Annotated in this window: 24 protein-coding genes and 1 tRNA gene; 7 read left to right on the top strand and 18 right to left on the bottom strand. The window is 24.1% G+C overall.

Annotation, left to right across the window (positions count from 1 at the left end; translation table 11 throughout):
• Positions 1–101: 101 nt before the first annotated feature.
• Together rpoH and ftsY are read right to left on the bottom strand one after the other, a co-directional pair.
• A complete protein-coding gene (gene rpoH / locus D9V80_RS00125) occupies positions 102–962 on the bottom strand; it encodes an RNA polymerase sigma factor RpoH (RefSeq protein ID WP_158353032.1) in 861 nt (286 codons plus the stop codon).
• 168 nt (positions 963–1,130) lie between these two features.
• Positions 1,131–2,171, bottom strand: a complete 1,041-nt coding sequence (gene ftsY / locus D9V80_RS00120) for a signal recognition particle-docking protein FtsY (RefSeq protein ID WP_158353030.1) — start codon at positions 2,169–2,171, stop codon at positions 1,131–1,133.
• Positions 2,172–2,297: 126 nt separating this feature from the next.
• On the opposite strand from ftsY, the gene rsmD reads away from it, so the two are divergent.
• From rsmD to dnaC, 3 genes are all read left to right on the top strand, one after another.
• Positions 2,298–2,864, top strand: coding sequence for a 16S rRNA (guanine(966)-N(2))-methyltransferase RsmD (gene rsmD / locus D9V80_RS00115; RefSeq protein ID WP_187306495.1), 567 nt, complete (start codon positions 2,298–2,300; stop codon positions 2,862–2,864).
• A 178-nt stretch (positions 2,865–3,042) separates the two neighbouring features.
• Positions 3,043–3,603: a DnaT-like ssDNA-binding domain-containing protein gene (locus D9V80_RS00110; RefSeq protein ID WP_158353025.1), complete on the top strand. Its 561-nt coding sequence runs from the start codon at positions 3,043–3,045 to the stop codon at positions 3,601–3,603.
• Position 3,604: 1 nt separating this feature from the next.
• On the top strand, positions 3,605–4,345 hold the full coding sequence (dnaC, locus tag D9V80_RS00105; RefSeq protein WP_158353023.1) for a DNA replication protein DnaC: 741 nt from the start codon (positions 3,605–3,607) through the stop codon (positions 4,343–4,345).
• 77 nt (positions 4,346–4,422) lie between these two features.
• Here dnaC and efp read toward each other — a convergent pair whose 3' ends face one another.
• The 3 genes from efp to D9V80_RS00090 all read right to left on the bottom strand — a co-directional run bounded on the left by efp (position 4,423) and on the right by D9V80_RS00090 (position 7,180).
• The gene (efp, locus tag D9V80_RS00100; RefSeq protein ID WP_158353021.1) at positions 4,423–4,995 is read right to left on the bottom strand and encodes an elongation factor P; all 573 of its coding nucleotides are present in this window, start codon (positions 4,993–4,995) and stop codon (positions 4,423–4,425) included.
• 191 nt (positions 4,996–5,186) lie between these two features.
• Positions 5,187–6,839 (bottom strand): chaperonin GroEL, encoded by a 1,653-nt coding sequence (groL, locus tag D9V80_RS00095; RefSeq protein WP_158353019.1) that lies wholly within the window; start codon positions 6,837–6,839, stop codon positions 5,187–5,189.
• A 47-nt stretch (positions 6,840–6,886) separates the two neighbouring features.
• Entirely contained in the window at positions 6,887–7,180 is a 294-nt protein-coding gene (locus D9V80_RS00090; protein ID WP_158353017.1) for a co-chaperone GroES, read from the bottom strand.
• Between the two features lie 225 nt (positions 7,181–7,405).
• Between D9V80_RS00090 and D9V80_RS00085 the strand changes: the two genes are divergently transcribed.
• Positions 7,406–7,478 (top strand) — tRNA-Phe (locus D9V80_RS00085).
• Between the two features lie 134 nt (positions 7,479–7,612).
• Here D9V80_RS00085 and mnmE read toward each other — a convergent pair.
• The 4 genes from mnmE to rpmH all read right to left on the bottom strand — a co-directional run bounded on the left by mnmE (position 7,613) and on the right by rpmH (position 11,263).
• Positions 7,613–8,971 (bottom strand): tRNA uridine-5-carboxymethylaminomethyl(34) synthesis GTPase MnmE, encoded by a 1,359-nt coding sequence (gene mnmE, locus D9V80_RS00080; RefSeq protein WP_187306494.1) that lies wholly within the window; start codon positions 8,969–8,971, stop codon positions 7,613–7,615.
• Between the two features lie 46 nt (positions 8,972–9,017).
• On the bottom strand, positions 9,018–10,628 hold the full coding sequence (yidC, locus tag D9V80_RS00075) for a membrane protein insertase YidC (protein ID WP_158353013.1): 1,611 nt from the start codon (positions 10,626–10,628) through the stop codon (positions 9,018–9,020).
• A gap of 122 nt (positions 10,629–10,750) precedes the next feature.
• Positions 10,751–11,104: a ribonuclease P protein component gene (gene rnpA, locus D9V80_RS00070; protein ID WP_158353011.1), complete on the bottom strand. Its 354-nt coding sequence runs from the start codon at positions 11,102–11,104 to the stop codon at positions 10,751–10,753.
• A gap of 15 nt (positions 11,105–11,119) precedes the next feature.
• Positions 11,120–11,263, bottom strand: a complete 144-nt coding sequence (gene rpmH / locus D9V80_RS00065; protein ID WP_158353009.1) for a 50S ribosomal protein L34 — start codon at positions 11,261–11,263, stop codon at positions 11,120–11,122.
• A gap of 355 nt (positions 11,264–11,618) precedes the next feature.
• Between rpmH and dnaA the strand changes: the two genes are divergently transcribed.
• From dnaA to gyrB, 3 genes are all read left to right on the top strand, one after another.
• Positions 11,619–12,992 carry a chromosomal replication initiator protein DnaA gene (dnaA, locus tag D9V80_RS00060; protein WP_410051795.1) on the top strand — a complete coding sequence of 458 codons (1,374 nt, stop codon included), beginning with the start codon at positions 11,619–11,621 and terminating at the stop codon, positions 12,990–12,992.
• Positions 12,993–13,004: 12 nt separating this feature from the next.
• Positions 13,005–14,105, top strand: coding sequence for a DNA polymerase III subunit beta (gene dnaN / locus D9V80_RS00055; protein WP_158353007.1), 1,101 nt, complete (start codon positions 13,005–13,007; stop codon positions 14,103–14,105).
• A gap of 147 nt (positions 14,106–14,252) precedes the next feature.
• Complete coding sequence (gyrB, locus tag D9V80_RS00050) at positions 14,253–16,661, top strand: DNA topoisomerase (ATP-hydrolyzing) subunit B (RefSeq protein ID WP_158353004.1); 2,409 nt, start codon at positions 14,253–14,255, stop codon at positions 16,659–16,661.
• An 88-nt stretch (positions 16,662–16,749) separates the two neighbouring features.
• Here the strand turns inward: gyrB and D9V80_RS00045 are convergent, their stop codons facing one another.
• The 9 genes from D9V80_RS00045 to mnmG form a co-directional block, all read right to left on the bottom strand.
• Positions 16,750–17,169 (bottom strand): F0F1 ATP synthase subunit epsilon, encoded by a 420-nt coding sequence (locus D9V80_RS00045; RefSeq protein WP_158353002.1) that lies wholly within the window; start codon positions 17,167–17,169, stop codon positions 16,750–16,752.
• A 52-nt stretch (positions 17,170–17,221) separates the two neighbouring features.
• The gene (gene atpD / locus D9V80_RS00040; protein WP_158353000.1) at positions 17,222–18,625 is read right to left on the bottom strand and encodes a F0F1 ATP synthase subunit beta; all 1,404 of its coding nucleotides are present in this window, start codon (positions 18,623–18,625) and stop codon (positions 17,222–17,224) included.
• A gap of 33 nt (positions 18,626–18,658) precedes the next feature.
• Positions 18,659–19,528 carry a F0F1 ATP synthase subunit gamma gene (atpG, locus tag D9V80_RS00035; protein WP_158352998.1) on the bottom strand — a complete coding sequence of 290 codons (870 nt, stop codon included), beginning with the start codon at positions 19,526–19,528 and terminating at the stop codon, positions 18,659–18,661.
• A 41-nt stretch (positions 19,529–19,569) separates the two neighbouring features.
• Positions 19,570–21,111, bottom strand: coding sequence for a F0F1 ATP synthase subunit alpha (gene atpA / locus D9V80_RS00030; protein WP_158352995.1), 1,542 nt, complete (start codon positions 21,109–21,111; stop codon positions 19,570–19,572).
• Between the two features lie 20 nt (positions 21,112–21,131).
• Positions 21,132–21,677: an ATP synthase F1 subunit delta gene (gene atpH / locus D9V80_RS00025; RefSeq protein ID WP_158352993.1), complete on the bottom strand. Its 546-nt coding sequence runs from the start codon at positions 21,675–21,677 to the stop codon at positions 21,132–21,134.
• Positions 21,678–21,692: 15 nt separating this feature from the next.
• On the bottom strand, positions 21,693–22,163 hold the full coding sequence (locus tag D9V80_RS00020; RefSeq protein ID WP_187306493.1) for a F0F1 ATP synthase subunit B: 471 nt from the start codon (positions 22,161–22,163) through the stop codon (positions 21,693–21,695).
• Positions 22,164–22,283: 120 nt separating this feature from the next.
• A complete protein-coding gene (atpE, locus tag D9V80_RS00015) occupies positions 22,284–22,523 on the bottom strand; it encodes a F0F1 ATP synthase subunit C (RefSeq protein ID WP_158352990.1) in 240 nt (79 codons plus the stop codon).
• Positions 22,524–22,573: 50 nt separating this feature from the next.
• Positions 22,574–23,389 (bottom strand): F0F1 ATP synthase subunit A, encoded by an 816-nt coding sequence (gene atpB, locus D9V80_RS00010; protein WP_158352988.1) that lies wholly within the window; start codon positions 23,387–23,389, stop codon positions 22,574–22,576.
• Between the two features lie 336 nt (positions 23,390–23,725).
• Positions 23,726–25,612, bottom strand: a complete 1,887-nt coding sequence (gene mnmG, locus D9V80_RS00005; protein WP_158352986.1) for a tRNA uridine-5-carboxymethylaminomethyl(34) synthesis enzyme MnmG — start codon at positions 25,610–25,612, stop codon at positions 23,726–23,728.
• Positions 25,613–25,744: the final 132 nt, after the last annotated feature.

Below are 25,744 nucleotides of genomic sequence, written 5' to 3'. Positions count from 1 at the left end.
TTATTTTATTAATATTATTTTTTTAATTTGTGTATTTATTTATTTTGATGAATACAGAAGTGATTCTAATATATTCATTTTTTTTAAAGATTAACATATGTTTATTTTTCTATTTCTTTTCTTAATTTTTTCATTGCATTTTTTTCTATTTGTCTAACTCTTTCTGCAGATATACCATAATGTTGTGCAATTTTTTGTAAAGTATTTTTATTATTTCCATCTAACCATCTAGATTTAATAATATGTAAACTTCTTTTATCTAGAATTGTCAAAGCATCATTTAATTTATTAGTTTCATATGATTCCCAATTATTTTCTTCTAAATAATTTGCAAAATTTGAAGAAAGATCATTTAAATAAGCATTATTAATACATTTTTGTTTTCCATCTGAATAAGATTCTTCAGGTGTTGGGTTAAAAGTGATGTCTTGAGCTGACATACGAGATTCCATTTCTCGAACATCTGCACTACTAACTCCTAATTCTTTAGCAACTATTTCTAGTTCATCATTATTAAACCATCCTAATCTTTTTTTATTTTTTCTTAAATTAAAAAATAGTTTTCTTTGAGATTTGGTAGTAGCTACTTTTACAATTCTCCAATTTCTTAATACATATTCATGAATTTCGGATTTTATCCAATGTACTGCAAAAGATACTAATCTTACCCCTACTTCTGGATTAAATTTTTTAACTGCTTTCATTAATCCTATGTTACCTTCTTGGATTAAGTCTGCTTGTAATAAACCATAACCAGAATAATTTCTAGAAATATGAATAACAAAACGTAAATGAGATAAAATTAAAGTTTTTGCTGCTTTTATATCCCCTTTATAATATAAAAGTTTAGTAAGATTTTGTTCTTCTTCTAAAGACAACATTGGCCAATTATTAGCAGCTCGTATATAAGCATCTAAATTTCCAAGTGGAGTAAAAGCCATTCTTTGTATGTTGTTAATCATTTTTATCTCTATTAAATTTAATATATTTAAATATTTTTATATCAATAAATATGTTATTACAATTAATATTTTACTGTATCAAAAATGGTAAATCAAAGAATAAATTTTTTTATTTTAATTTAAAAAAATGATTGTTTTGCATTTTAAATATAGTAAATATCTTAAAAATTATTCAAATAAAGCATTAACAAAATGTTGAGCATTAAAAGTATATAAATCTTCTGATTTTTCTCCAATTCCGATATAACGCACTGGAATTTTATATTGATCGATGACTGAAAATATTACACCTCCTTTTGCTGTACCATCTAATTTAGTAATAATTAAACTGGTAATACCTAAATTTTTATTAAAAGTATTCACTTGATCTAATACGTTTTGACCACTACAAGCGTCGATTACTAACATAATTTCATGAGGAAAATTAGGATTAATTTTTTTAGATACCCGAATTATTTTTTTTAATTCTTCCATTAAATGTATTTTATTTTGTACTCTTCCTGCAGTGTCAGCAATTACAATATCAATATTTTTTGATTTTGCAGAACTTAATGCATCAAAAATAATTGAAGCAGGATCAGAATTAATTTTATTATGAATTAATGTAACGTTATTTTTTTTTGACCAAAATAATAATTGATCAATAGCGGCAGCTCTAAAAGTATCTCCTGCAGCCAAAAGAACTGATTTCCCCTTTTTTTTATATCTTTTAGTTAATTTACCAATTGTTGTAGTTTTTCCTGATCCATTAACACCTACAATTAATATAAAAAAAGGTTTTTTTTGTGTGGAATATTGGATCGTAGTTGTTTGATTTAATATGTTAACCATTATTGTTTTTAATAATTCGTATAATTCATTAGCGTTTTTTAATTGTTGATAGTCAGCTTGTTGTATGAGTTGATGAATAATTTTTTGTGTTGTAATAATTCCTATATCTGACTTGATTAGTGTTTCTTCAATATCTTTAAATAATTTAGCATCAATTTTTTTTTTATAAAACAAATTTTTAATTGTGATATTAAATTTTTCTTTTGTTTTTTTTAAAGTATTTACAAAAATTTGAAAAATATTTTTAGATGTATTAGTTTGATTAAAATTTTTTTCATTATTTTGTGTTAAGGATGTTTTATTTGTTTCTTTTTTTTTTGTTGTTTCTTTTTTAAAATTAAAGAAAGAAAAAAATCCAGTTTTATTTTTTTGATTCATGATATATTTTCCATTATTTTATTTTTGCACTTTATAATATATAAAAAATTTTAACTTTTTATATATTATAATAGAAAAATATAATGTGTTATATTTAAATTAATTTAATTAAAAATGGAAATGATATTGAAAAAAAATATAATAATTCGCATTACTGGTGGAAAATTGAATACACAAAAAATATATACTCAACGTAATCTTTACATGCGACCAACTACCTCAATAATACGAGAAGTATTATTTAATTGGTTAAAAAATTATATTCAACAATCTTATTGTTTAGATTGCTTTTCTGGAAGTGGTATTTTAAGTTTTGAATCAGTTTCTCGTGGTGCTAGTTGTGTAGTTTCCTTAGATATTAAGAAGAAAAATGTAATAAACATTAAAAATAATATTTCAAGGTTATTGATAAACAATATACAATTTTTTCATACAAATACTTTAAAATGGTTAAAAAAATCTCATCAACTATTTGATATAATATTTATTGATCCTCCTTTTTATTTAAATTTAGTGAATATAACAATTGATTTAATTCAAAAAAATAATTTGTTAAAAAATAATTCATTAGTATATATAGAATATAATATAAAAAAAGAGGTTCTTTCAATTCCATTGAATTGGACTTTATATAAAATAAAAAAAAAAAAAGATAAAGTTTTTGTATTATATAAAATATTTTTAAAATTATAATAATAAAAAATTATGAAATTTTATATTTTTACAATTTTATTTTTTATCAAACTATTAACATTATTTTAATAAAAAATTATTTTTTTGTTTATATAAAAATAAATATAAAAATAAATTTTTTTATATATATATAATAATACCTTTTATTTTTTTATGCAAAAGATGAGGTAAACATTTTATGTCTTTTAGAGCTTTTACATCTTTTTATACTACTTTAAAGCAATTTTCTAAAAACCCAGTTCAGTCACTAAAAAATACTCCCAGTGAAGTTTTAGCAATATTAGAACAAAAAGATGTCATGATGTATGTTATTACACCTAATTTAATGAAAAAATTATTTTGTATACATAATAATAAGTTAGACAATCAAAAAATTACTGTTTTAGAAAATTATTTTAAAAAATTTGCTTATCAGAAAAAAAATCAAAAACACAATAATGATTATTATGAAGAAAAATTTTCTATGTATGATAATTGGAAACCGGATGATAATTTTTTAGATCAAGCATTGATATGGGGTATAAAATTACAAGAAAAACCTACATGTGAAGAATTATCTGCATTTAAATCATATTGGAAAGCTGAAGGACGTTTTTTTTATCATGTTCAATGGCAACAAAAACTTGCAAGAAGCTTAATAACTAGTAGAACTATGAATAGTAGATTATTTTATAAAAGAGATATTAATGAGCTTCCTATGCCAGATAAAAAAGTTCCAATTGGATTTAGAGATGAATAGTATGAACAGTCACATAAATTTTTTAAAAAGATTACAACGATTAATTCCAAACCATATTAAGCCTAAATTTGATACTGAAAAAGATTTATTGTTTTGGAATCAAGAGCAAGGTAAATTAGATTCTCAGTCAATTTTAAGAGAAAATCAAGCTATGAAAATGCAAAAGGTTTTGGGAAGATCTGGAATTCGTGAGCTTTATATTAACTGTTCATTTGATAATTACAAAATATATCATCAAGGACATCATAGAGCAGTATCTGCTGCTCGTCGTTATGCAGAAGAATTTAATGGTAATATTGCTAGTTTTATTTTTTCAGGGAGGCCTGGAACTGGAAAAAATCATCTTGCTTCAGCGATTGGAAATCATTTAATTTTACATGGAAAAACTGTATTAATCGTGACTGTAGCAGATTTGATGTCAAATATGAAAGGTACATTTAATGAATCTAGTATTATTACAGAAGAAAATTTGTTAAATAATTTGAGTACAGTAGATTTATTGATGATTGATGAAATAGGTATGCAAACTGAATCTAGATATGAAAAAGTAATTATTAATCAAATTGTAGATCGTCGTTCTTCCTCTAAACGTTCTACTGGAATGTTATCTAATCTTGATCATCAAGGTATGAAAAATTTGTTAGGAGAAAGAGTTATTGACAGAATGAGATTGGGTAACAGTTTGTGGTTAACTTTTGAATGGGATAGTTATAGACAATATGTTAAAGGTGATGAATACTAGAATTTATATATTTGATATATACAGAATATGAATGCTGTTTTAAATATTTATTTAAAATAAATAAAGAATATTTTTATTTAAATAGATTTAACTCGACATACATATTCCCCTGAACGTGTATCAACTTTTATTAATTCTCCTATTTTAATAAATAGAGGAATTTTTATTACTGCTCCTGTAGATAATATTGCTAAATTTGTACTAGATGTTACTGAATTACCTTTAATGTTATTATTAATTTTTATTATTTTTGAAATAATAAAGTTATTAGGAACAATAGAAATAATTTTATTATTCCAAATATTGACTAAATATTCGTTTTGTTCTATCAACCATTTTTGATGTTTTTTTAAAACATTTTTTTTCAATGAAAATTGTTCAAACGATTTTTTTTCCATAAAAAAATAGTTGTCTACATCTTTGTATAAATAAAGAGCAGAAGTTGTAATAACTTCAGCGATGTGAAATGTATCAGTTGATTTACAAGTTTTATCTAATAATTTTTCTGAAATTAAATTTTTTAATTTCATTCTAATAAATGCTTGACCCTTTCCTGGTTTTACAAATTCACTAGATTCTATTATATATGGTTCGCTATTAATAAGGATTTTTGTTCCTTTTTTTAAGTTGTTACTATTCTTTGTAATCATATTTTTATTTTTTATATAGTAAAAATATTATAAGAGTTAACACTTTTCACCTTCTATATAAATTATTTGAAGGTGAAAAGTTAAAAATATTTATTTAAATGTGTCACTATATACAAATCTAAATTTTAGAAAAAAATTTTTTTATATTTTTTGAAAAAATAATGCATATTCTTTTTTTTAGAAAAAAGATATTACATCATTCCTCCCATACCACCCATACCACCCATACCTCCTCCAGGAGGAGTACTAATATCTGACTTTTCTTCTTTTGGTAAATCAGTAACCATACATTCTGTAGTAATCATTAAACCAGCTACTGAAGCAGCATATTGTAAAGCTGATCGAGTTACTTTTGTTGGATCAAGTATTCCAAATTCGATCATATCTCCATATTCATCTGTTGCTGCATTATATCCGTAATTATCTGTTCCATCTTTTACATTGTTAGTTACAACAGAAGGTTCTTCACCAGAATTTGATACTATTTGACGTAAAGGAGCTTCCATTGCTTTTACTGCAACTCGAATACCTACATTTTGATCTTCATTTTGACCTGTAATAGTAGAAACTTTTTCCGCTACTCTTACTAAAGCTACACCACCTCCAGGTACTACACCTTCTTCTACTGCAGCTCTAGTAGCATGTAATGCATCTTCTACTCTTGCTTTCTTTTCTTTCATTTCTACTTCCGTTGCTGCTCCAACTTTTAATACAGCTACTCCACCAGATAATTTTGCTAAACGTTCATTTAATTTTTCTTTATCATAATCTGATGTTGCTTCTTGTATTTGTTGTCTTATTTGACTAATTCTGCCTTGTATAGTGTATTTTTCTCCAATACCACCTATTATTGTTGTGGTGTCTTTTGTTATTACTACACGTTTGGCTTGTCCTAAATCTTCTAAAGTTGTTTTTTCTAAATCCATTGCTAATTCTTCTGATATTACTGATCCTGCAGTTAATACTGAAATATCTTGTAACATTGCTTTTCTTCTATCACCAAATCCTGGTGCTTTTACTGCAGCTACTTTTACTATTCCTCTCATAGAGTTTACTACTAAAGTTGCTAATGCTTCACCTTCTAAATCTTCAGAAATAATTAAAAGAGGTTTTCCAGATTTAGCAACAGCTTCTAATACTGGTAATAATTCTCTTACATTGGATATTTTTTTATCAGCCATTAAAATATAAGGATTTTCTAATTCTACTAAACCTGTTTCAGGTTTATTGATAAAATAAGGAGATAAATATCCTCTATCAAACTGCATACCTTTAACTACTTCTAGTTCATTTTGTAATCCTGTTCCTTCTTCTACAGTAATAACACCATCATTTCCTACTTTTTCCATTGCTTCTGCAATTAATGCACCCACTTTTTCGTCTGCATTAGCGGAAATTGTTCCTACTTGAGTAATTGCTTTGGAATCAGAACAAGGTACGGAAAGGTTTTTTAATTCTTCTACCGCTTTGATTACCGCTTTATCAATTCCTCTTTTTAAATCCATTGGATTCATTCCAGCAGCTACTGCTTTTAAACCTTCATTTACTATTGCTTGTGCTAGTAGTGTTGCTGTAGTTGTTCCATCTCCTGCTGCATCATTGGCTTTCGATGCCACTTCTTTGACCATTTGAGCGCCCATATTTTCGAACTTATCTTCTAATTCAATTTCTCTTGCTACAGAAACTCCATCTTTAGTAATACTTGGTGCGCCAAAAGATTTATCTAAAATAACATTTCTTCCTTTTGGTCCTAAAGTTACTTTAACAGCATCTGCTAAAATATTTACACCTCGCAGCATTTTTATTCTTGCTTCATTTCCGAATTTTACGTCTTTTGCAGCCATTTGACATTTTCCTTACAAATAATTTGAAATTGAATAACAGTTTTTATTTATTCTATAACAATTGCCAAAATGTCACTTTCTGTTAAAATTAAAACTTCTTCATTATCAATTTTTTCGGTTTTTGCTCCATAACTTTCATTAAAAATGACAACATCACCTACTTTAACATCTAATGGTTTGATTTTTCCATTTTCTAAAACTTTACCATTTCCTACTGCTAAAACAGTTCCTCTAGTCGATTTTCCTGCAGCTGAACCTGTTAAAACAATTCCCCCTGCAGATTTTGATTCAATTTCATTACGTTTTACGATAATACGATCGTGTAATGGACGAATGTTCATATTATAACTCTCCTTTTTATAGTAGCAAATTAGTCCAATCGATCAATATGTTTAAAATAAGTATTTAATTATATATATGTGGATAAAAATAAAAACTTTCAAGAGTAAAAGAATGTTTAATTTTATTTTTCAGATTTTTATAAAACTTTTGATTTTTTTTATCAATAAACAAATAAAAAAATTGACGAATTAAAATAATTAATATATTATTAGTTTTTAATCAAAGCCCGAATAGCTCAGTTGGTAGAGCAGGGGACTGAAAATCCCCGTGTCGGTGGTTCAATTCCGCCTTCGGGCATTTTTTTAAAAAAAATATTTTTTAATATTTCTTTAATTTATTTAAGATATTATAAATTAATGTAATGTATTTACATTAATCATGTAAATAAATTTTATTTTTTTAAAATTATTTATTTTTTTACTTTAATATATTTACTTTCCAATACAAAACTCAGAAAAAATTTTTTCTAATATTTCTTTTGAAGAATCTGTTTTGATAATTTTATTGAGTAATATTTGAGAATTACGTAAATTTTCTGATAATAATTCTAAATTTTTATTTTCTTTCCAATTTTTTATACCAAATGATAATTCTACAAATACTTTATCAATAATATTTAAATGTCTTCGACGTGTTGTATGTATTGTTTCTAAAGAATTATTATTTTTATATAATTTAAAAAGATAATTTTTTAATAAATCTATTCCTAATTCTTTTTTTGCTGAAATATAAATATTGTGTGTTTTTTTATTTTTTTTTAAAACTGGTTGCATAGGTATTAAATCTATTTTATTAACAACAATGGTATAAGATTGATTATTGAATATATTTTTTTTTATTTTGTTTAATAATTCTGTATTTATTTTATGTTGTTTTATATCGATGACATACAATATATGGTCTGCTTTTTTTATTTCTTTTTTCGTTTTTTTAATTCCAATTTTTTCTATATAATCATTACTTTGTCTTAATCCAGCTGTATCACTAATATTAAAGGATAATCCTTGGATATTAATATTATGTTGTAATATATCTCTTGTTGTTCCAGCTATATTTGTTACAATAGCAATGTTTTGATTTAATAACTTGTTTAATAATGTTGATTTTCCAGAGTTAGGTAATCCACAAATTACTATTTTAATTCCTTCTTTGATGAGAATTCCTTCTTTTCCTGTTTTTTTTAATTGCATTAAAATATTTATTATATTTTTTAATTTTAATTCAATTAAGTTCATATCTAGGAGTAAATGTTCTTCTTCAGAAAAATTTAATTCAGTTTCTATCAAAACATTAATTTCTGATAACATCATAATAATATTTTTAATGTTTTTTGAAAATATTCCTTTCATCATATTTAAAGCTAATTGAGCTGCATGTGCTGACTCAGCATTAATAAAGTCTATTAATCCTTCCGCTTGAGTTAAATCCATTTTCTTATTTAATACAGCTCTTTTTGTGAACTCCCCTGGATCGGCTAAACGAATACCTTTTATTGAAATAATATTTTTTATTAATAAATCTAAAATTATGTTATTACCATGTCCTTGTAATTCTAAAACATCTTCTCCTGTAAAAGAATGAGGTTTAGGAAACCAAATAGCAATTCCATAATCGATCATATATCCGTTAATATCAAAAAAACGTAAATGTGTTGCTAATCTTGGTGATGGAATACATTTTAATATTGTTTGAGCTACTAAGTATGTTTTACAACCTGAAATTCTTATTATTCCTATTCCTGATTTTCCTGAAGCAGTTGCTTGTGCAACTATTGTTTTTTGTTTTGTCACAATTAAACGGTCTCTATAATAAAATATTTAATATAATCCATATTATTTATGGATTATTTTTTAAATTATTGAAAATAATTTTTTGTTGAACAATACTAATTAAATTATTTACTATGTAATATAGTACTAATCCTGAAGGGAACCACAAAAATAAAAAGATAAACATTAGTGGTAAATATTGTATGAATTTTTCTTTTTTATCGGTAGAAGAACCAAAATTATCTGATGTATTATTTTGTGTAAATAACATGGTAACAGCTAAACATATAGGTAAAAAGTAAAAAGGATCTTTATCAGATAAATCTTCAATCCATAAAAAAAATGGGGCATGTCTAAGTTCTACTGAATTCATTAACATATAATATAATGCTAAAAAAAGAGGCATTTGAATTAGTATTGGTAATAATCCACTTAATGGATTGATGTTTTCTTTTTTATATAAATGAATAATTTTTTCAGTGATTTTCTGTTGATCATGAGCATATTTTTTTTTGATCGAGTGTATTTTAGGTTGTAATTGTTTTATTCGATACATAGAACGGTATTGAATTTTACTTATTGGGTACATTGCTAATTTCATAATAAAAGTAATTGCTATAATAGAACAACCCCAATTTCCTAAAAAAAAATTTATTGTTTGTAACACTTTAAATAAAGGTTGTGACAAAAACCATAAAAATCCATAGTCTACAGTCATATTCAAATAAGGAGCAATTGTTTCCATAGTATCTTGTTGTTCTGGTCCTAACCATAAAACAGAATTTAAAATTACTGTATCTTTTGCATTAATAATAATTGGTTCTGATTGAAAACTAATACTTGCAATATTATTTCCTAAATATTTAGTATTAATATATTGTTGATATTGTGTTTTGGGTATCCAAGCAGATATAAAATATTGTTGTAACATTGCAATCCAGCCAGTTTTTGTACATATTTGAATATTATTGTTTTTTTTTATCTCTTCAAAATCATATTTTTTATATTTATATTGGTCAGTCGAATATGCTGTTCCTCGAAATGCTCTCAGAGCAAGATTTTTTTTTTGTATTTTTTTTGGATTAGTGCTATTAATACTTTGTTTTAATTGATTAAATGTAGAGAGATTTAATGATTGATTAGTATTATTAATAATTTTATATTCTACATTTATAAAATATGCATTCTTTTTTAAAGTAAATGTTTTAATATATGTTACTCCAGAATCAGAAACAAATTTCATTGGTACAATGATAGTTTGTTGATTTTGAAATAATTGATCTTTCATTGGTAATATAGTATATAATGGACGTTGGTTATTTTTAAAATCATCAATTCCATTTATACCAATTAAACCACTATTTGCTTGATATATAAAATCATGAGTAATATCTAGTAATTTCAAATTTTTGTTAGAGTGTAGTTTATCTTTGAATTTTAATAATTCCACTCTTACAACATCACCTCCTTTTTTACTTATATATAATTGAATAACGTTATTTTTTATTGTGATAAAATCTTTTGGGTTAAGAAATGTTTCTACATTTTTATTTTCAGTGTTTTTTTCTTGATGTAGTACCATAGTATGAAAAATATTTTTCGTTTTTTTATATAAAGGAAATACAAAAATAAGAATTATTAAAAAAGAAAAAATAAAAAAATTACGTGATAATTTCATTATTTATGATCTCATATTTATTTTTTTGAATATTTATATAATAAATGGTTATAGTCTATAATAAAGATTATTATTAACTATTTCAAAAATTATACAAATTTAAAGAAATTATTTGGTAATTTTTATTTATGAAATTGATAATATCTTTTCCATAATGTATGTATTTTTTTGATAAATAATTTTTTATCATTGATTAATATATTTTTTTTGACAACTACTAAAAAATCCATTTTTATTAAAAAATTTTGAGACAATCGAAAATATTCTTTAATTAATCTTTTAATTTTATTTCTTAAATAAGCATATTTTATCTTTTTTTTAGTAATACTAATACCTAATCTAGGATATAACAAATCATTAGGATTTCCAAAAATAATTATTTCTTTATTCTGTACTTTATAAGCATTTTTAAAGACTTGTTTAAAATCATTTGTTTTTAGTAAACGTAATTTTTTAGGAAAAGATAATATATTCACATTATTTAAATTGAATTATTTAGAAGAAACAGTAAGTTTAATTCTACATTTGTTTCTACGTCTTGATAAAATATGTCTCCCGTTTTTTGTTGCCATTCTTGATCGGAATCCATGTAGTCGATTACGTTTTAATAAAGATGGTTGAAAGGTACGTTTCATTGAAATTTTTACACCTATGTAATATTTTTTTTATTAATATATAGGATATATTTTATATATTTGTTTTGTATTAAACTAATTACATGATTTATTATTAATAATAATATGTTAATTTTTAGACATTTATTATATCCATTTATGTTTTTTAAATTTCGATAATATTACATAAAAAAATATAATACACTATAATATAATATATGAAAAAAAAGAAAAATGTTACTGTTCATAATTATTTTTTACATCATAATGAAAGAATATATTTCTGAAAAACCTTCATATTATATTCTATACTAATAATTTTCTTAGTATTTTATTTTTAATATTTTGATAATTTATATTGTATTAACGCATTCCAATGGAGTCTGAATTGTTAATTTCAATTTGGCAAAAATGTCTTCGTATATTACGACATGAATTAAATGCGATTGAATTTAGTATGTGGATACGTCCTTTAACAGCTGAATTAAATAATAATGTATTAGAACTGTATGCTCCAAATCAATTTGTGTTACATTGGGTACAGATTAAATATTTACATATTTTAAAAAAATTGTTAAAACAATTTTTTACTTCTTCATGTCCTTTAATAATATTTAAAGTTAAAAATACATGTATAAAAAATACAACTTTGAAACATGTATATGTTAAAAAAAATAATTATAAAAAAAAAAAAATACATTATCACTATGTAATGAATATTTCTAAATTTAATAATAATATAAATAAACAACATAATTTTAATAATTTTGTTGAAGGTAAATGTAATCAATTAGCAAGATCAGCTGCTTATCAAATTACTCATGATTTTGGAAAAAGTTATAATCCTTTATGTTTATATGGAGGAACTGGTTTAGGTAAAACTCATTTATTACATGCAATAGGCAATCAAATTCTTAATAAGAAATATACTGTAAAAGTAGTTTATATGCATTCTGAACATTTTGTACAACATATGGTATATGCTTTAAAAAATAACGAAATCGAGGCATTTAAAAAATATTATAGATCAGTAGATGTATTATTAATTGATGATATTCAGTTTTTTTCTAATAAAGAACGTTCTCAAGAAGAATTTTTTTATACTGTCAATGCTTTATTAGAAGGTAATCAACAAATTATATTAACATCTGATCGTTATCCAAAAGCCATACAAGGTGTTACAGAAAGATTAAAATCAAGATTTAGTTGGGGGCTTACAATTTCAATTCAACCACCAGGATTAGATACGAGAATAGCAATTTTAATGAAAAAAGCTATCGAAAATAAAATTTATTTATCTGATGAAGTTATTTTTTTTATTGCAACACAATTAAAAACTAATATAAGAGAATTAGAAGGTGCTTTTAATAAAATAGTCGTGCAAGCAAAATTTACACAACAAAATATTACAATTGAATTTGTAAAAAAAACATTACAAGATGTATTTTTTTTTAAAAAAAATGTTATTACAATCCAAATTATTCAATATAAAGTAGCTGAATATTTTAAAGTTTCAATTTCTGATTTATTATCTAAAAGTCGTTTCCAATCTATTATTAAACCGCGTCAAATTGCTATGGCTATTACTAAAAAATTAACTAATCATAGTTTACTAGAAATTGGTATGGCTTTTGGTAATAGAGATCATACAACGGTTATACATGCATGTCATAAAATTAATAAACTTTTACAAGAAGATAATCAAATAAAAATTGATTTTTTCACTTTAATTAAAAAAATATCTTGTTAATAAAGAAATATTATGAAATTTATTATAGAACAAAAAAAATTATTAAAAGCTTTACAAAAAGTATCTGTTTTATTATTGAAAAATCATAGTTTTGCCATTTTAGAAAATGTTTTAATTCAACTAAATTCCGAACAATTGACTATCACAAGTACTAATTTAGACACTGAAATTACAGTATATATTTTAATTGCTTCTCAAAGTGTTAATATATCAACTACGGTATCTGGGCGTAAATTATTAAACATTTGTAAAAGTCTTCCTATTGATTCTATGATAGAAATAGAAATACATGAAAAAAAAATGACTATTTGTTCAAAAAATAGTAATTTTGAACTTTTGACTATGCCGTGTGATCATTTTCCTTCTACACCATCTTTTAATCATGAAGTAGAACTAATTCTTCCTCAGATTTTTATAAAAAATATGTTACAAAATACATATTTTTCTATGGCTATTAATGATGTTAGATATTATTTAAATGGAATATTATTAGAAATAAATTCACATGAAATAAAAATGGTTGCTACTGATGGTCATCGAATGGCTGTTTGTGCTATAAATTTTAAAACTGTGTATAATTTTTTTTCGGTAATTATTTCTAGAAAAGGAATATTAGAATTAATTAAATTAATGGAAAAAAAAGATTGTAATATACATTTATTTGTTAATAAAAATAACATAAAAATAAAAATAAAAAATATCGTTTTTTTTTCTAAATTAATTGATGAAAAATATCCTGATTATTCCAATATTTTATTAAAAAATCCTGATATAAAAATAAAAATTTGTGTAATGATGTTAAAAAATGCATTAATTCGAGTATCTATTCTTGCGGATAAAAAATTTCAGAGTGTGCAATTTTATTTTTTTAATAATCAATTAGAATTAAAATCTAATAATGAAGAAGAGGAATATGCACGAGAAACACTGAATATTCAATATAAAAAAAATGAAATGAAATTTAGTGTTAATGTAAATTATGTTATTGATATATTAAATAATATTAAGGATGAAAATATTATTATATCATTTAATGTACCTATTACTTCGTTGCAAATTCAAGAAGAACAACAGAAAAATAATTATTTTGTAATTATGCCTTTACTATTATAATAATATATTGAAAGTATAGTACTTAAATTTTAAATAATAAATTATTTTTATTGATAAAAAATATTTAATTCAAATGTGTTATATAATATATTTTATTACAAATTAATAACTTTTAAAAAAGAAAAGAGAAAAAGAAAAGGAAAATTAATGTCACATGTTTATAATTCCTCTAGTATTAAAATTTTAAAAGGATTGGATGCTGTTCGTAAACGCCCAGGTATGTATATCGGAGATACTAATGATGGTAGTGGACTACATCATATGGTATTTGAAGTGGTAGATAATTCTATTGATGAAGCGTTAGCTGGATATTGTACAGAAATTATTGTAATTATGCATGATGATGATTCTATTTCAGTTATTGACAATGGTAGAGGCATTCCAATAGATATACATACTGAATCAGGTGTACCTGCAGCGCAAGTTATTATGACAATTTTACATGCAGGAGGAAAATTTGATAATGATGCTTATAAAGTTTCAGGTGGTTTACATGGAGTAGGAATATCTGTAGTTAATGCATTATCAGAAAAATTAGAATTAATTGTATATAAAAACCAACAAAAATATACACAAAAATATTTTAATGGATTTCCGAAACAACCAATATATAAAAATATTGAATATGAAAAAGTAGGTACAATGATTAGGTTTTGGCCTAGTGTCAAAGTTTTTACTAATGTTCTCAGTTTTAAATATGATACTTTATTTAAAAGACTACAAGAATTATCTTTTTTAAATTCAGGTATTTTAATTTTTTTACATGATCATAAACAAAATAGAAGTCACAAATTTCATTATAAAGGAGGTATTAAAGCATTTATAAAATTATTAAATAATAGTCCTATACATAATCGTATTTTTTATTTTTTAAAGAAAAAATCAAAAATAACAGTAGAAATTGCAATGCAATGGAATTCAAAATATAAGGAAAAAATACATTGTTTTACTAATAATATTCCTCAAAAAGATGGAGGAACTCATATGTCTGGTTTTCGAGCTGCTATTACAAGGACTTTTAATAATTATATAGAAAAAGAAATGGTCTTTTTAAAAAAACAGAAAAATAATATTATTGGAGAAGATACACGAGAAGGTTTAGTAGCCATTGTTTCTATTAAAATACCAGATCCTAAATTTTCTTCACAAACTAAAGGAAAATTAGTTTCTTCAGAAGTTAAATCCGTTGTTGAGTCTTTAACTCAAAAATTTTTAATTCAATTTTTATTAGAACATCCTCAAGATGCTAGAATTATTATTAATAAAATATTAGAAGCAGCGCGTGTTAGAGAAGCTTCTCGTAGAGCAAGAGACATTACTAGAAAAAAAGGTTCTTTAGAATTATCTGGATTACCAGGAAAATTATCGGATTGCCAAGAAAAAGATCCAGCTTTATCGGAAATTTATATTGTTGAAGGTGATTCTGCTGGAGGATCGGCAAAACAAGGAAGAAATAGAAAAAATCAAGCTATTCTTCCTTTAAAAGGAAAAATTTTGAATGTAGAAAAAGCAAATTTTGATAAAATGATCTTGTCTCAAGAAGTGTCAGCTTTAATTACAGCTTTAGGATGTGGAATTGAAAAAAATGAATTTAATTTAAATAAATTACGTTATCACAGTATTATTATTATGACAGATGCTGATGTAGATGGTTCACATATTAGAACATTATTATTAACTTTTTTTTATCGTCAAATGCCAGAAATAATCGAAAAAGGATATATATATATTGCACAACCTCCTTTATATAAAGTGAAAAAAGGAAAAAAAGAACAATATATTAAAGATGAAATTGCACTTAATGATTATCAAATAAATACAGCTTTAGAAAATTGTATTTTTTATCAAAATAATTCTCATAAAAAAGTATTAGAACATGGTAAAATTAAAAAAATTATTTTAAATTATATCAAATATAAACATGAAATTAGTCAAAATAAACAACATATTCCTGATATCATATTTAATGAATTAATTTCTCAACCAGTTTTGTCGAATTTTGAGGAAGAAATTGTAGTATTAAATTGGTCTAAAAATATTGCATTTAAATTAAATCAAAATAATAATACACATACCATATATTATGGTAGTGTTTCTAAATTACATAATTCTAATTTTTTTGAACCGATATTGATAAAAGAAATATTTGGAGAAAAATTATTTTATAAAATAGAATATGATTTTTTTACAAATCCACAATTTTTAGAGATTAAAAAAATGTATGTAGAAATACAAAATTTACATAGATTGAAAACGGTAATACAATATGAATCTAAAATTTTTTATTTTTCTGACATTGAAAAAACTGTAAAATCAATAATTGCTATTACACAAAAGAAATTAACAATACAAAGATATAAAGGTTTAGGAGAAATGAATCCTATACAATTATGGAATACTACCATGGATCCAAAAACAAGAAGAATGTTAAAAATTTCTATACATGATGCAAAAACAGCAGATCAATTATTTCGAACATTGATGGGAGATGCTGTAGAACCTAGACGTTTTTTTATAGAAAAAAATGCATTATATGCTAAAAATGTTGATTTTTAATTTTATATTTCTTCTATATATAAAATATACGGCAGGTTTATATTATATATTTAACCTGCCGAATATAGTTATATAAATAATTAAACGCTTATTTTTTTATTTTTTTCATCATTTCAATTGTTTTAATTTGAGCTAATGCTTTAGATAAAGTATGAAGCATATCTTTTCTTTTAGAATCGTTTAAATCACATTTTTTTATATATTCTTCTGCTTGATTTTTTTGATTTAAAGCATTTATACGATTAATATCTTTACTGTCAATTGCGATATCTGCTAATATAGTTACTATATTAGGTTGTACTTCTAAAATTCCTCCTGACAAATAAATATATTCTTCTTGATTGTTTATATTTTTGATATATAAAACACCTGGTTTGATTGATGTTAATAGTTGTGCATGATTAGGATAAATACCCAGTTCTCCTTCTATTCCATGTATGCTTATTTTTTGAACTTTATTATAGAAAATTTTGCATTCAGCACTAACAACATCGAGATGAAAATACATGCATACGCTCTTAAAAATTAAAGATGAAAAAACACTTTTTTTGAAAACAGTGTTATGATTTTTGTGATTTCTTTAATACTTCTTGTATTGAACCTACCATATAAAAAAATTGTTCTGGTATATGATCTAGTTCTCCAGAAATAATCTTTTTAAAACCAGTTATTGTATCTTTTAATGAAACATATTTTCCTGTTTTTCCGGTAAATATTTCTGCTACAAAAAATGGTTGAGATAAAAATCTTTGAATTTTTCTTGCTCGAGAAACTATTAATTTATCTTCTTCAGATAATTCGTCCATTCCTAAAATTGCAATAATATCTTTTAGTTCTTGAAATCTTTGTAAAGTACTTTGTACTTTTCGAGCGGTAGTATAATGTTCTAAACCAATGACTTCAGGGTCTAATTGTCTACTAGTTGACAGTAGGGGGTCAACAGCAGGATATATACCTAAAGAAGCAATTTGACGACTAAGTGTAATCGTAGAATCTAGATGTGCAAAGGTAGTAGCTGGAGAAGGGTCGGTAAGATCATCTGCAGGTACATATACAGCTTGTATAGATGTAATGGAACCTTTTTTAGTAGAAGTAATACGTTCTTGTAATATTCCCATTTCTTCTGCTAGAGTGGGTTGATATCCTACTGCAGACGGCATTCTTCCTAATAGTGCTGATACTTCTGTTCCAGCTAAAGTATATCTATAAATATTATCAATAAATAATAATACGTTTTTTCCTTCTTCTCGAAATTTTTCAGATAACGTTAATCCAGTTAAAGCAACACGTAATCTGTTTCCCGGAGGTTCATTCATTTGTCCATATACTAGTGCGACTTTATCTAAAACATTTGATAATTTCATTTCATGATAAAAATCATTTCCTTCTCGTGTTCTTTCTCCTACTCCTGTAAATACTGAGTATCCATCATGTTCAATTGCAATATTACGAATTAATTCCATCATATTTACAGTTTTTCCTACTCCTGCTCCTCCAAATAGTCCAACTTTTCCCCCTTTAGAAAAGGGACACATGAGATCAATCACTTTAATACCAGTTTCTAATATTTTATTGGAATGATTTTGTTCAAAAAAAGTAGGAGCTGATCTATGAATTTCCCAATATTCTACTTGTTTTTTTTTATTGTTATGTTTAAATTCACCTTTCATATCAATTGGTTGACCTAGAACATTCATCATTCTTCCCAATGTTGCTGTACCTACTGGAACTTTAATTTTATGTCCTAAATCTGTGACATTCATACCTCTTTTTAATCCATCTGAATTACCCATCGCCAGTGTTCTTACTATTCCTCCTCCTAATTGTTGTTGTACTTCTAATATTAATGAAGCGTTTTTTGTTGTAATTTTTAGAGCATTATATATATTTGGAATATTATTATTATTAAATTCAACATCAATGACTGAACCAATAATTTGTATTATTTTTCCAAGAGCGTTCATGATGCACCTTTTAAACTAATATATTTATGTATCTCATGATATTGAAGATACTCCTGCAATAATTTCTGTAATTTCTTGTGTTATACTAGATTGACGAGATTTATTATATCTCAATTGTAAGTCTTGAATAAGAGAACTACTATTATTATTTGCTGTATTCATTGCAATCATTCTTGCAGCTTGTTCACAAGCGAGTTGTTCTAAAATACTTTGATAAATTTGAAATTCTAAATGTTTATTGAGTAAAATATTTAACAAAAATTTTGAGTTAGGTTCGTATAAATAATCCCACATTTTTTGTTTTTTTTGTTTTTTATTTACTGTAATAATTGGAAGTAATTGTTGTACAATTGGATATTGATTTAGTCGATTATGAAAATGATTATATCCAATGTATAATTTATCAATTCTTTTTTCTTTATATGCTGATATTAAAGAAGTTGAAAAAGTGACTATTTTTGAAAAAGAAGGGTTATTTTCTATTCCTGTTATTTTATCTAGAATATGATAACCGAGTGATTCAAAAAAGTGTATTCCTTTTGAACCTATAATAATAATTTCAGTAAATATTTTATTTTGAGCATAAAATTTTATTTTTTCTAAAATTTTTTTAAATAAATTAGTGTTTAAACTTCCACATAATCCTTTATCAGTAGATATAATGATACACCCAATTTTTTTTATTTTTTTTCTGCATTTGAGATAAGGATGTTGATACTCTAAATACCCTTCTGTAACATGTTGAATAACTGTTTTAATTGTTTCAGAATAAGGTTTTCCTATATTCATTTTATTTTGAGTTTTTCTCATTTTTGAAATAGAAACCATTTCCATTGCTTTAGTAATTTTTTGCGTATTTTTTACACTGGCAATTTTATTTTTTATTTCTTTAACAATAGTCATAAAACAACCTTGATTTAGATGTAATAAAAAAAAAGATATTATTATATAAATATATTGTTTTTAAAATAATTTAATAATTTAATAAATTTTTGTTCAATGATGTTATCAAAAATTCCTTTTTGATTTATTTCATTAAATAAATTTAAATAATCTGATTTAAAAAAATCTATTAAATTATTTTCAAAAATATTTAGATTATCTAAAGAAATGTTTTCTATAAATCCTTTTTCGGCAGCAAATAGTAATAAACTTTGTTCTGCAATACTCATAGGTGAATATTGTTTTTGTTTTAATAATTCTGTTAATTTTTGACCATAATTTAATTGTTTTCGAGTAATATCATCTAAATCTGAAGCAAATTGTGAAAATGAAGCTAATTCTCGATATTGTGCTAAAGCTGTTCGTACTCCAGCAGAAAAATTTTTCATAATTTTCGTTTGTGCTGCACTACCAATTCTAGAAACAGAAATTCCTGGATTGATAGCTGGTCTAATTCCAGCATTAAATAAATTTGATTCTAAAAATATTTGACCATCTGTAATAGATATTATATTTGTTGGAACAAAAGCTGATACATCACCAGCTTGTGTTTCTACAATTGGTAAAGCTGTTAAAGATCCTGTTTTATTCTTAATCTTATTTTTTGTTAAAAATGTAACTTTATCTTTATTAATACGAGCAGATCTTTCTAACAGTCGGGAATGTAAATAAAAAATGTCTCCAGGAAATGCTTCTCTTCCAGGAGGTCTTTTTAATAGTAAAGACATTTGACGATATGCAATTGCATGTTTTGATAGATCATCATATACAATTAAAGCATCTTCTCCTATATCTCTAAAGAATTCACCAAAAGTACAACCTGAATAGGCTGATAAATATTGTAATGCAGCTGATTCTGAAGCAGAAGCCACAACAATGATTGTATTACATAAAGCATTATTTTTTTTTAATTGTTGCACAACGTTAACTACAGTAGAATTTTTTTGTCCTATTGCAACATATATACATTTTACTCCTGAGTTTTTTTGATTAATGATAGTATCAATAGCTAAGGCTGTTTTTCCAGTTTGTCTATCTCCAATAATTAATTCTCTTTGTCCTTTTCCTATAGGAATCATAGTATCAATACATTTATATCCTGTATGTAAAGGTTCAGTAATTGAAGCACGTTCGATAACATTTGGTGCAGGAGATTCGACAGGAAGATAAGTATCATGTGGAATATTTCCATGTCCATCAATAGGTATTCCTAAACTATTTACTACACGCCCTAAAAAATTAAAACCGACAGGAATTTCTAATATTTTTCCAGTACAGTAAACAGTCATACCTTCTTTTAATATATGAAAAGGACCTAAAACAACTACTCCAACTATATCTTTTTCTAAATTTAATGCAATTCCATATAATTGTTCTGATAAATGAATCATTTCTCCTTGCATAACATCACATAATCCTATGATTCTTATAATTCCATCACTTACTGAAACAATTGTTCCTTCATTTATTTTATTTTTAATAAAATTAAAATTGTCAATTCTTTTTTTAATAATGTCAAATATTTCGATTGAATTTAATTCCATAGTTAATTAACTCTTTTCATTTACAATGATTTTTGTAAAAAAAATTTTAAATTATATAAATATTTTTTTACACTACCGTCTAGTGATTGCATATTATTTTTAATAATCATTCCTCCAATGATAGACGGATCAATTTTATGTATCAAATTTATATTTTTTAAAAATTTTTTTTCTAAACATAATTGAATTTTTTGAAGTTGTATATTATTTAATTTTGTTGCAGTAGTAATTTCTATTTTTTTTATTTTTTGTTCTTTTTGCCATAGTTCAATAAAAAAATATAATATTTTATTAATTAAAAATAATCTTTTATTTTCTATAAGGATTTTAATAAAATTATTAAATTTTTTATCAATATATTTTCCAAAAATTTTATTAAAAAAAAATATAGAATAAGTGTTTCCTAATATTCCAAGTTTAAAATTTTTTAAAAGAGGATTTTGAAGCGATTTTGCGATAAATGTTAACATAGTATGCCATTGAATAATACAGTCATTTTCTTTAGAAAAAAAAAAGGCAGCTTTAGAATATGGATAAGACATTTTTTTTGTGTATTTATATAACATAATTTAAGTATTCCTTTATATATTTGTAAGTAATGTTTTGATTAATTTATCATTATCTTTTTTATTAATAGAATGTTGTAATAATTTTTCTGCAATTTGAATAGATAATTTTACAATATGTTTTTTTGATTCTGAAATCATTTTTTTTTTTTCCATTTCAATGATTTTTTTTGTTTCATTTAATATTATAAAGCTTTCTTTTTTTGCTTTGATTTTAGTTTGAGATATAATTTTTTCTTGTTTTTTTTGAGCTTTATGTATAATTAATACAGCTTCTTTTTTAGTATTTTCTAATGTTATTTGTATTTTTTTTTGTATTTTTTCATATTCTATTTTTGCTTGATTTGCTAATTGTAATGATTTTATTATTGTTTTTTGTCGTTCATTTATAGTATCCATAATTGGAGGCCAAATATATTTCATACAAATCCAAATAAATAAAATAAATGAAATTGTTTGACCAATAATTGTTGCGTTTATATTCATTGTCATTTCTCTTATTAAATTGCCCTTACTTTTTTTTTTAAAAAAAAAAGTGTAAGGGCGACACTTGTTTCATTTTTTTTTGTACATATATAAAACGAATTATTTAAAAAAAATATTATTTTAATTTGCTGCAAATAATATATATAAACCTAAACCAACAGCAATCATAGGAATAGCATCAACTAAACCCATTACGACAAAAAATTGAGTTCGAAGTAATGGAACAAGATCAGGTTGTCTAGCAGCTCCTTCTAAAAATTTACCACCTAAAATTCCTATTCCAATAGCGGCTCCTATTGAGGATAATCCAATTATTACAGCTACGGCTATATAAATTGCATCTGTACTTACGTGATTCATTAACTACCTCTGAATACTTTTTTTTATTATATGAATAAACAATATTGAGATTAATGTTTTTTTGATGCCATGGATAAATATACAATAGTTAAAATCATAAACACGAAAGCTTGTAATGCGATAACTAATATATGAAATATTGCCCAAGGTACATTTAATATCCACTGACACCACCAAGGAATTAAACTGGCAATTAAAATAAAAATCATTTCTCCAGCATAAATATTACCAAATAAACGTAAAGATAAGGAGATTGGTTTTGATAATAAACTAATACTTTCTAAAATAAAATTAAAAAAATAAAATATAGGATGTTGAAAAGGTTGAAAAATAAGTTCTTTTAAAAATCCTTTTCCTCCTTTTATTTTTATGCTATAAAATATAATTAAAATAAATACCCCAATTGACATAGAAAAAGTAATATTTATGTCTGATGAAGGTACTACACGGATAGTAGAATAATGAAAAAAATATTTTATAAACAATGGAATAAAATCTACAGGTATTAAGTCCATAGCATTCATTAAAAAAATCCATACAAAAATTGTTAAAGATAACGGTGCAATTAATTGACTTTTTGCATGAAAAATATCATTGACATTATCATTCACAAAATTTATCAATATTTCTACTGCAGTTTGTATTTTATTAGGATTTTTTTGCATGTTTTTTGCAATTTTGTAAAAAGGAAATAAAAAAATTAAACCTAAAATTATAGAAAAAAAAAGTGAATCTAAATTTAATATCCAAAAATTTGTTGAAATATTATGTCCAGATAATAATTTTAAAGTATGTAGGTTGAATTGTAGGTGTTGTAAATGATGACTAATATACTCTTTAGGAGTAGATATTTGTCTAAAAAACATTTTTTTATATACCTTATTTATGTAATAATAATATTATTATATTGTAAATTTTATCTTTGAATGTATAATACTTTATCTGTTTAAATATTCATGTTTTCTTTATGTTTATTTTTAATAAAAAAAGTATAAATATTATTGTAAATAAATTAAATGAAAAAAAAAATAAAAGTTTATATATAGAAATTATAGATATAGTAAATATATCAATTTATATTGATAAAATACTTTATAACAAATAATTTATAAAAAAAATAATATTTTATTAATAAAAACTATTTTGATAGATATAGTATATTAGAAGTTTATTTCAAAAAATTACTATATGCATAATGGTATTTAATATATATTTTCTTTTTGTAAAAAGATTTTTTTAAAATAAATTATTAAAATAGATATTGCAGCAGGAGTAATACCTTCAATTCGAGAAGCTTGTCCTAATGAATATGGTTGTGTTTTATTTAATTTGTTTATAACTTCGTTCGATAATCCTTTGATATTTTGATAATTAAAATGATTAGGTAATTTAAAGTGTTCACTATAGATTTTTTTTTGAATTTCTTTTTGTTGTCTTAATATATATCCATGGTATTTTACCATAGTTTCTACTTCTTCTAACGCTTCTAAATCGATTTTTTTCTGTTTGAATAATGCTAATGGTTCGATGTTTAAATAGGTAAAATTAGGTCTTTTTAAAAGATCTAAATAGGATGTACATTTAGATAATGTAATATTTTTTGTTTTTAACATTTTGAAATCTGTTTTTTTCAATATTGTTTTTTTTAAAACATGTGTTTGAAATTGAATATTTTTAGTTTTTTCAATATACCGATTCCATCTTATTTCATTGATAAGATTTAACTTTTTTCCTATATGAGTTAATCTAATATCTGCATTATTTTCTCGTAAAGATAATCTATATTCTGCTCTTGAGGTAAAAATTCTGTATGGTTCTGTTGTGCCATGAGTACATAAATCATCAATCATAACTCCTAAATAAGCTTGATCTCTTCTTGGAAACCATGGTTCTTTTGATTCTACATTGAGTGCTGCATTAATTCCTGCTAATAAACCTTGAGAAGCGGCTTCTTCATATCCTGTAGTCCCATTAACTTGACCTGCAAAAAACAATCCGGATATATATTTACTTTCTAAAGTTAATTTTAAATCTTTTGGATTTAAAAAATCGTATTCAACAGCATAACCTGGTTGAATAATTTGGGCTTGATGTAATCCATTAATTGATTGAATAATTTTCTTTTGAATAGAAATAGGAAAACTGGTAGATATACCATTAGGATAAACTAAAAAAGAATTAAGTCCTTCTGGTTCTAAAAATATTTGATGTCTGTTTTTGTCTGGAAAACGCATAACTTTATCTTCAATAGAAGGACAGTATCTTGGTCCGATTCCAATAATGTTACCATTAAATACAGCACTTTTTGTTATATTATTTTGAATAATTTCGTGAGTTTTTTCATTGGTATAAGTTAAAAAACAAGGAATTTGTTGAGGTCTATATATTTTTTTTTTGATAAAAGAAAAGAAAGGTAAAGGAAAATCTCCATATTGAGGTTGTAATTTTTCATAATTTATACTGGGTTTATATAATCTAGGAGGGGTTCCTGTTTTGAGTCTTTTAATATTTAATGGTAATTCTTTAAGTTGTTGTGCTAAAATTTCTGAAGATGTGTCTCCTTTTCTACCTCCCTGAATAATTTTTGTACCTTCATATATCTTTCCTCCTAAAAATGTTCCTGTTGCTATTATTACAGATTTAGAATAAAAATGTTGATGATCTTTTTTAGTAATCACTCCTTTAATAATTCCATTTTTTATAATTAACCTTTCTACTTCATGTTCTATAATAGTTAAGTTATTTTGATTATTTAAAATTTTTTTTATTGATTTAGCATATAATACACGATCTACCTGAGCTCGAGTAGAACGAACTGCAACTCCTTTTCTAGTGTTTAGTATTTTTAATTGTATTCCAGAAAGATCTGCAACAGAAGCCATCATACCTCCCAAAGCATCTATTTCTTTTACTAAATGACTTTTTCCTATTCCACCTATAGAAGGATTGCATGATAAAGCTCCGATGGTACTTTTTTTTTGAGTTAATAATAGCGTTGAATAACCCATTCTAGCGCTTGCCATGGATGCTTCAGTTCCAGCATGACCCCCTCCTATCACAATTACTTGAAAATTTTTTAACATCATTATGTTAACCTTTTATCATATGAAATAATTTAAATAATATAATATATTTTTATAATTAATATTATTTTATAATAATGTAAAAATGTTAATCAATGTAAATATTATTTGATTTTTACTTAAAACATTTTATGCATG

This window comes from Buchnera aphidicola (Thelaxes californica) (assembly GCF_005080825.1).
GTDB classification, from domain to species: domain Bacteria; phylum Pseudomonadota; class Gammaproteobacteria; order Enterobacterales; family Enterobacteriaceae; genus Buchnera_I; species Buchnera_I aphidicola_V.
The sequence above is the reverse complement of the archived record's forward strand: the minus strand, read 5'-3'. Positions and strand labels throughout refer to the sequence as shown.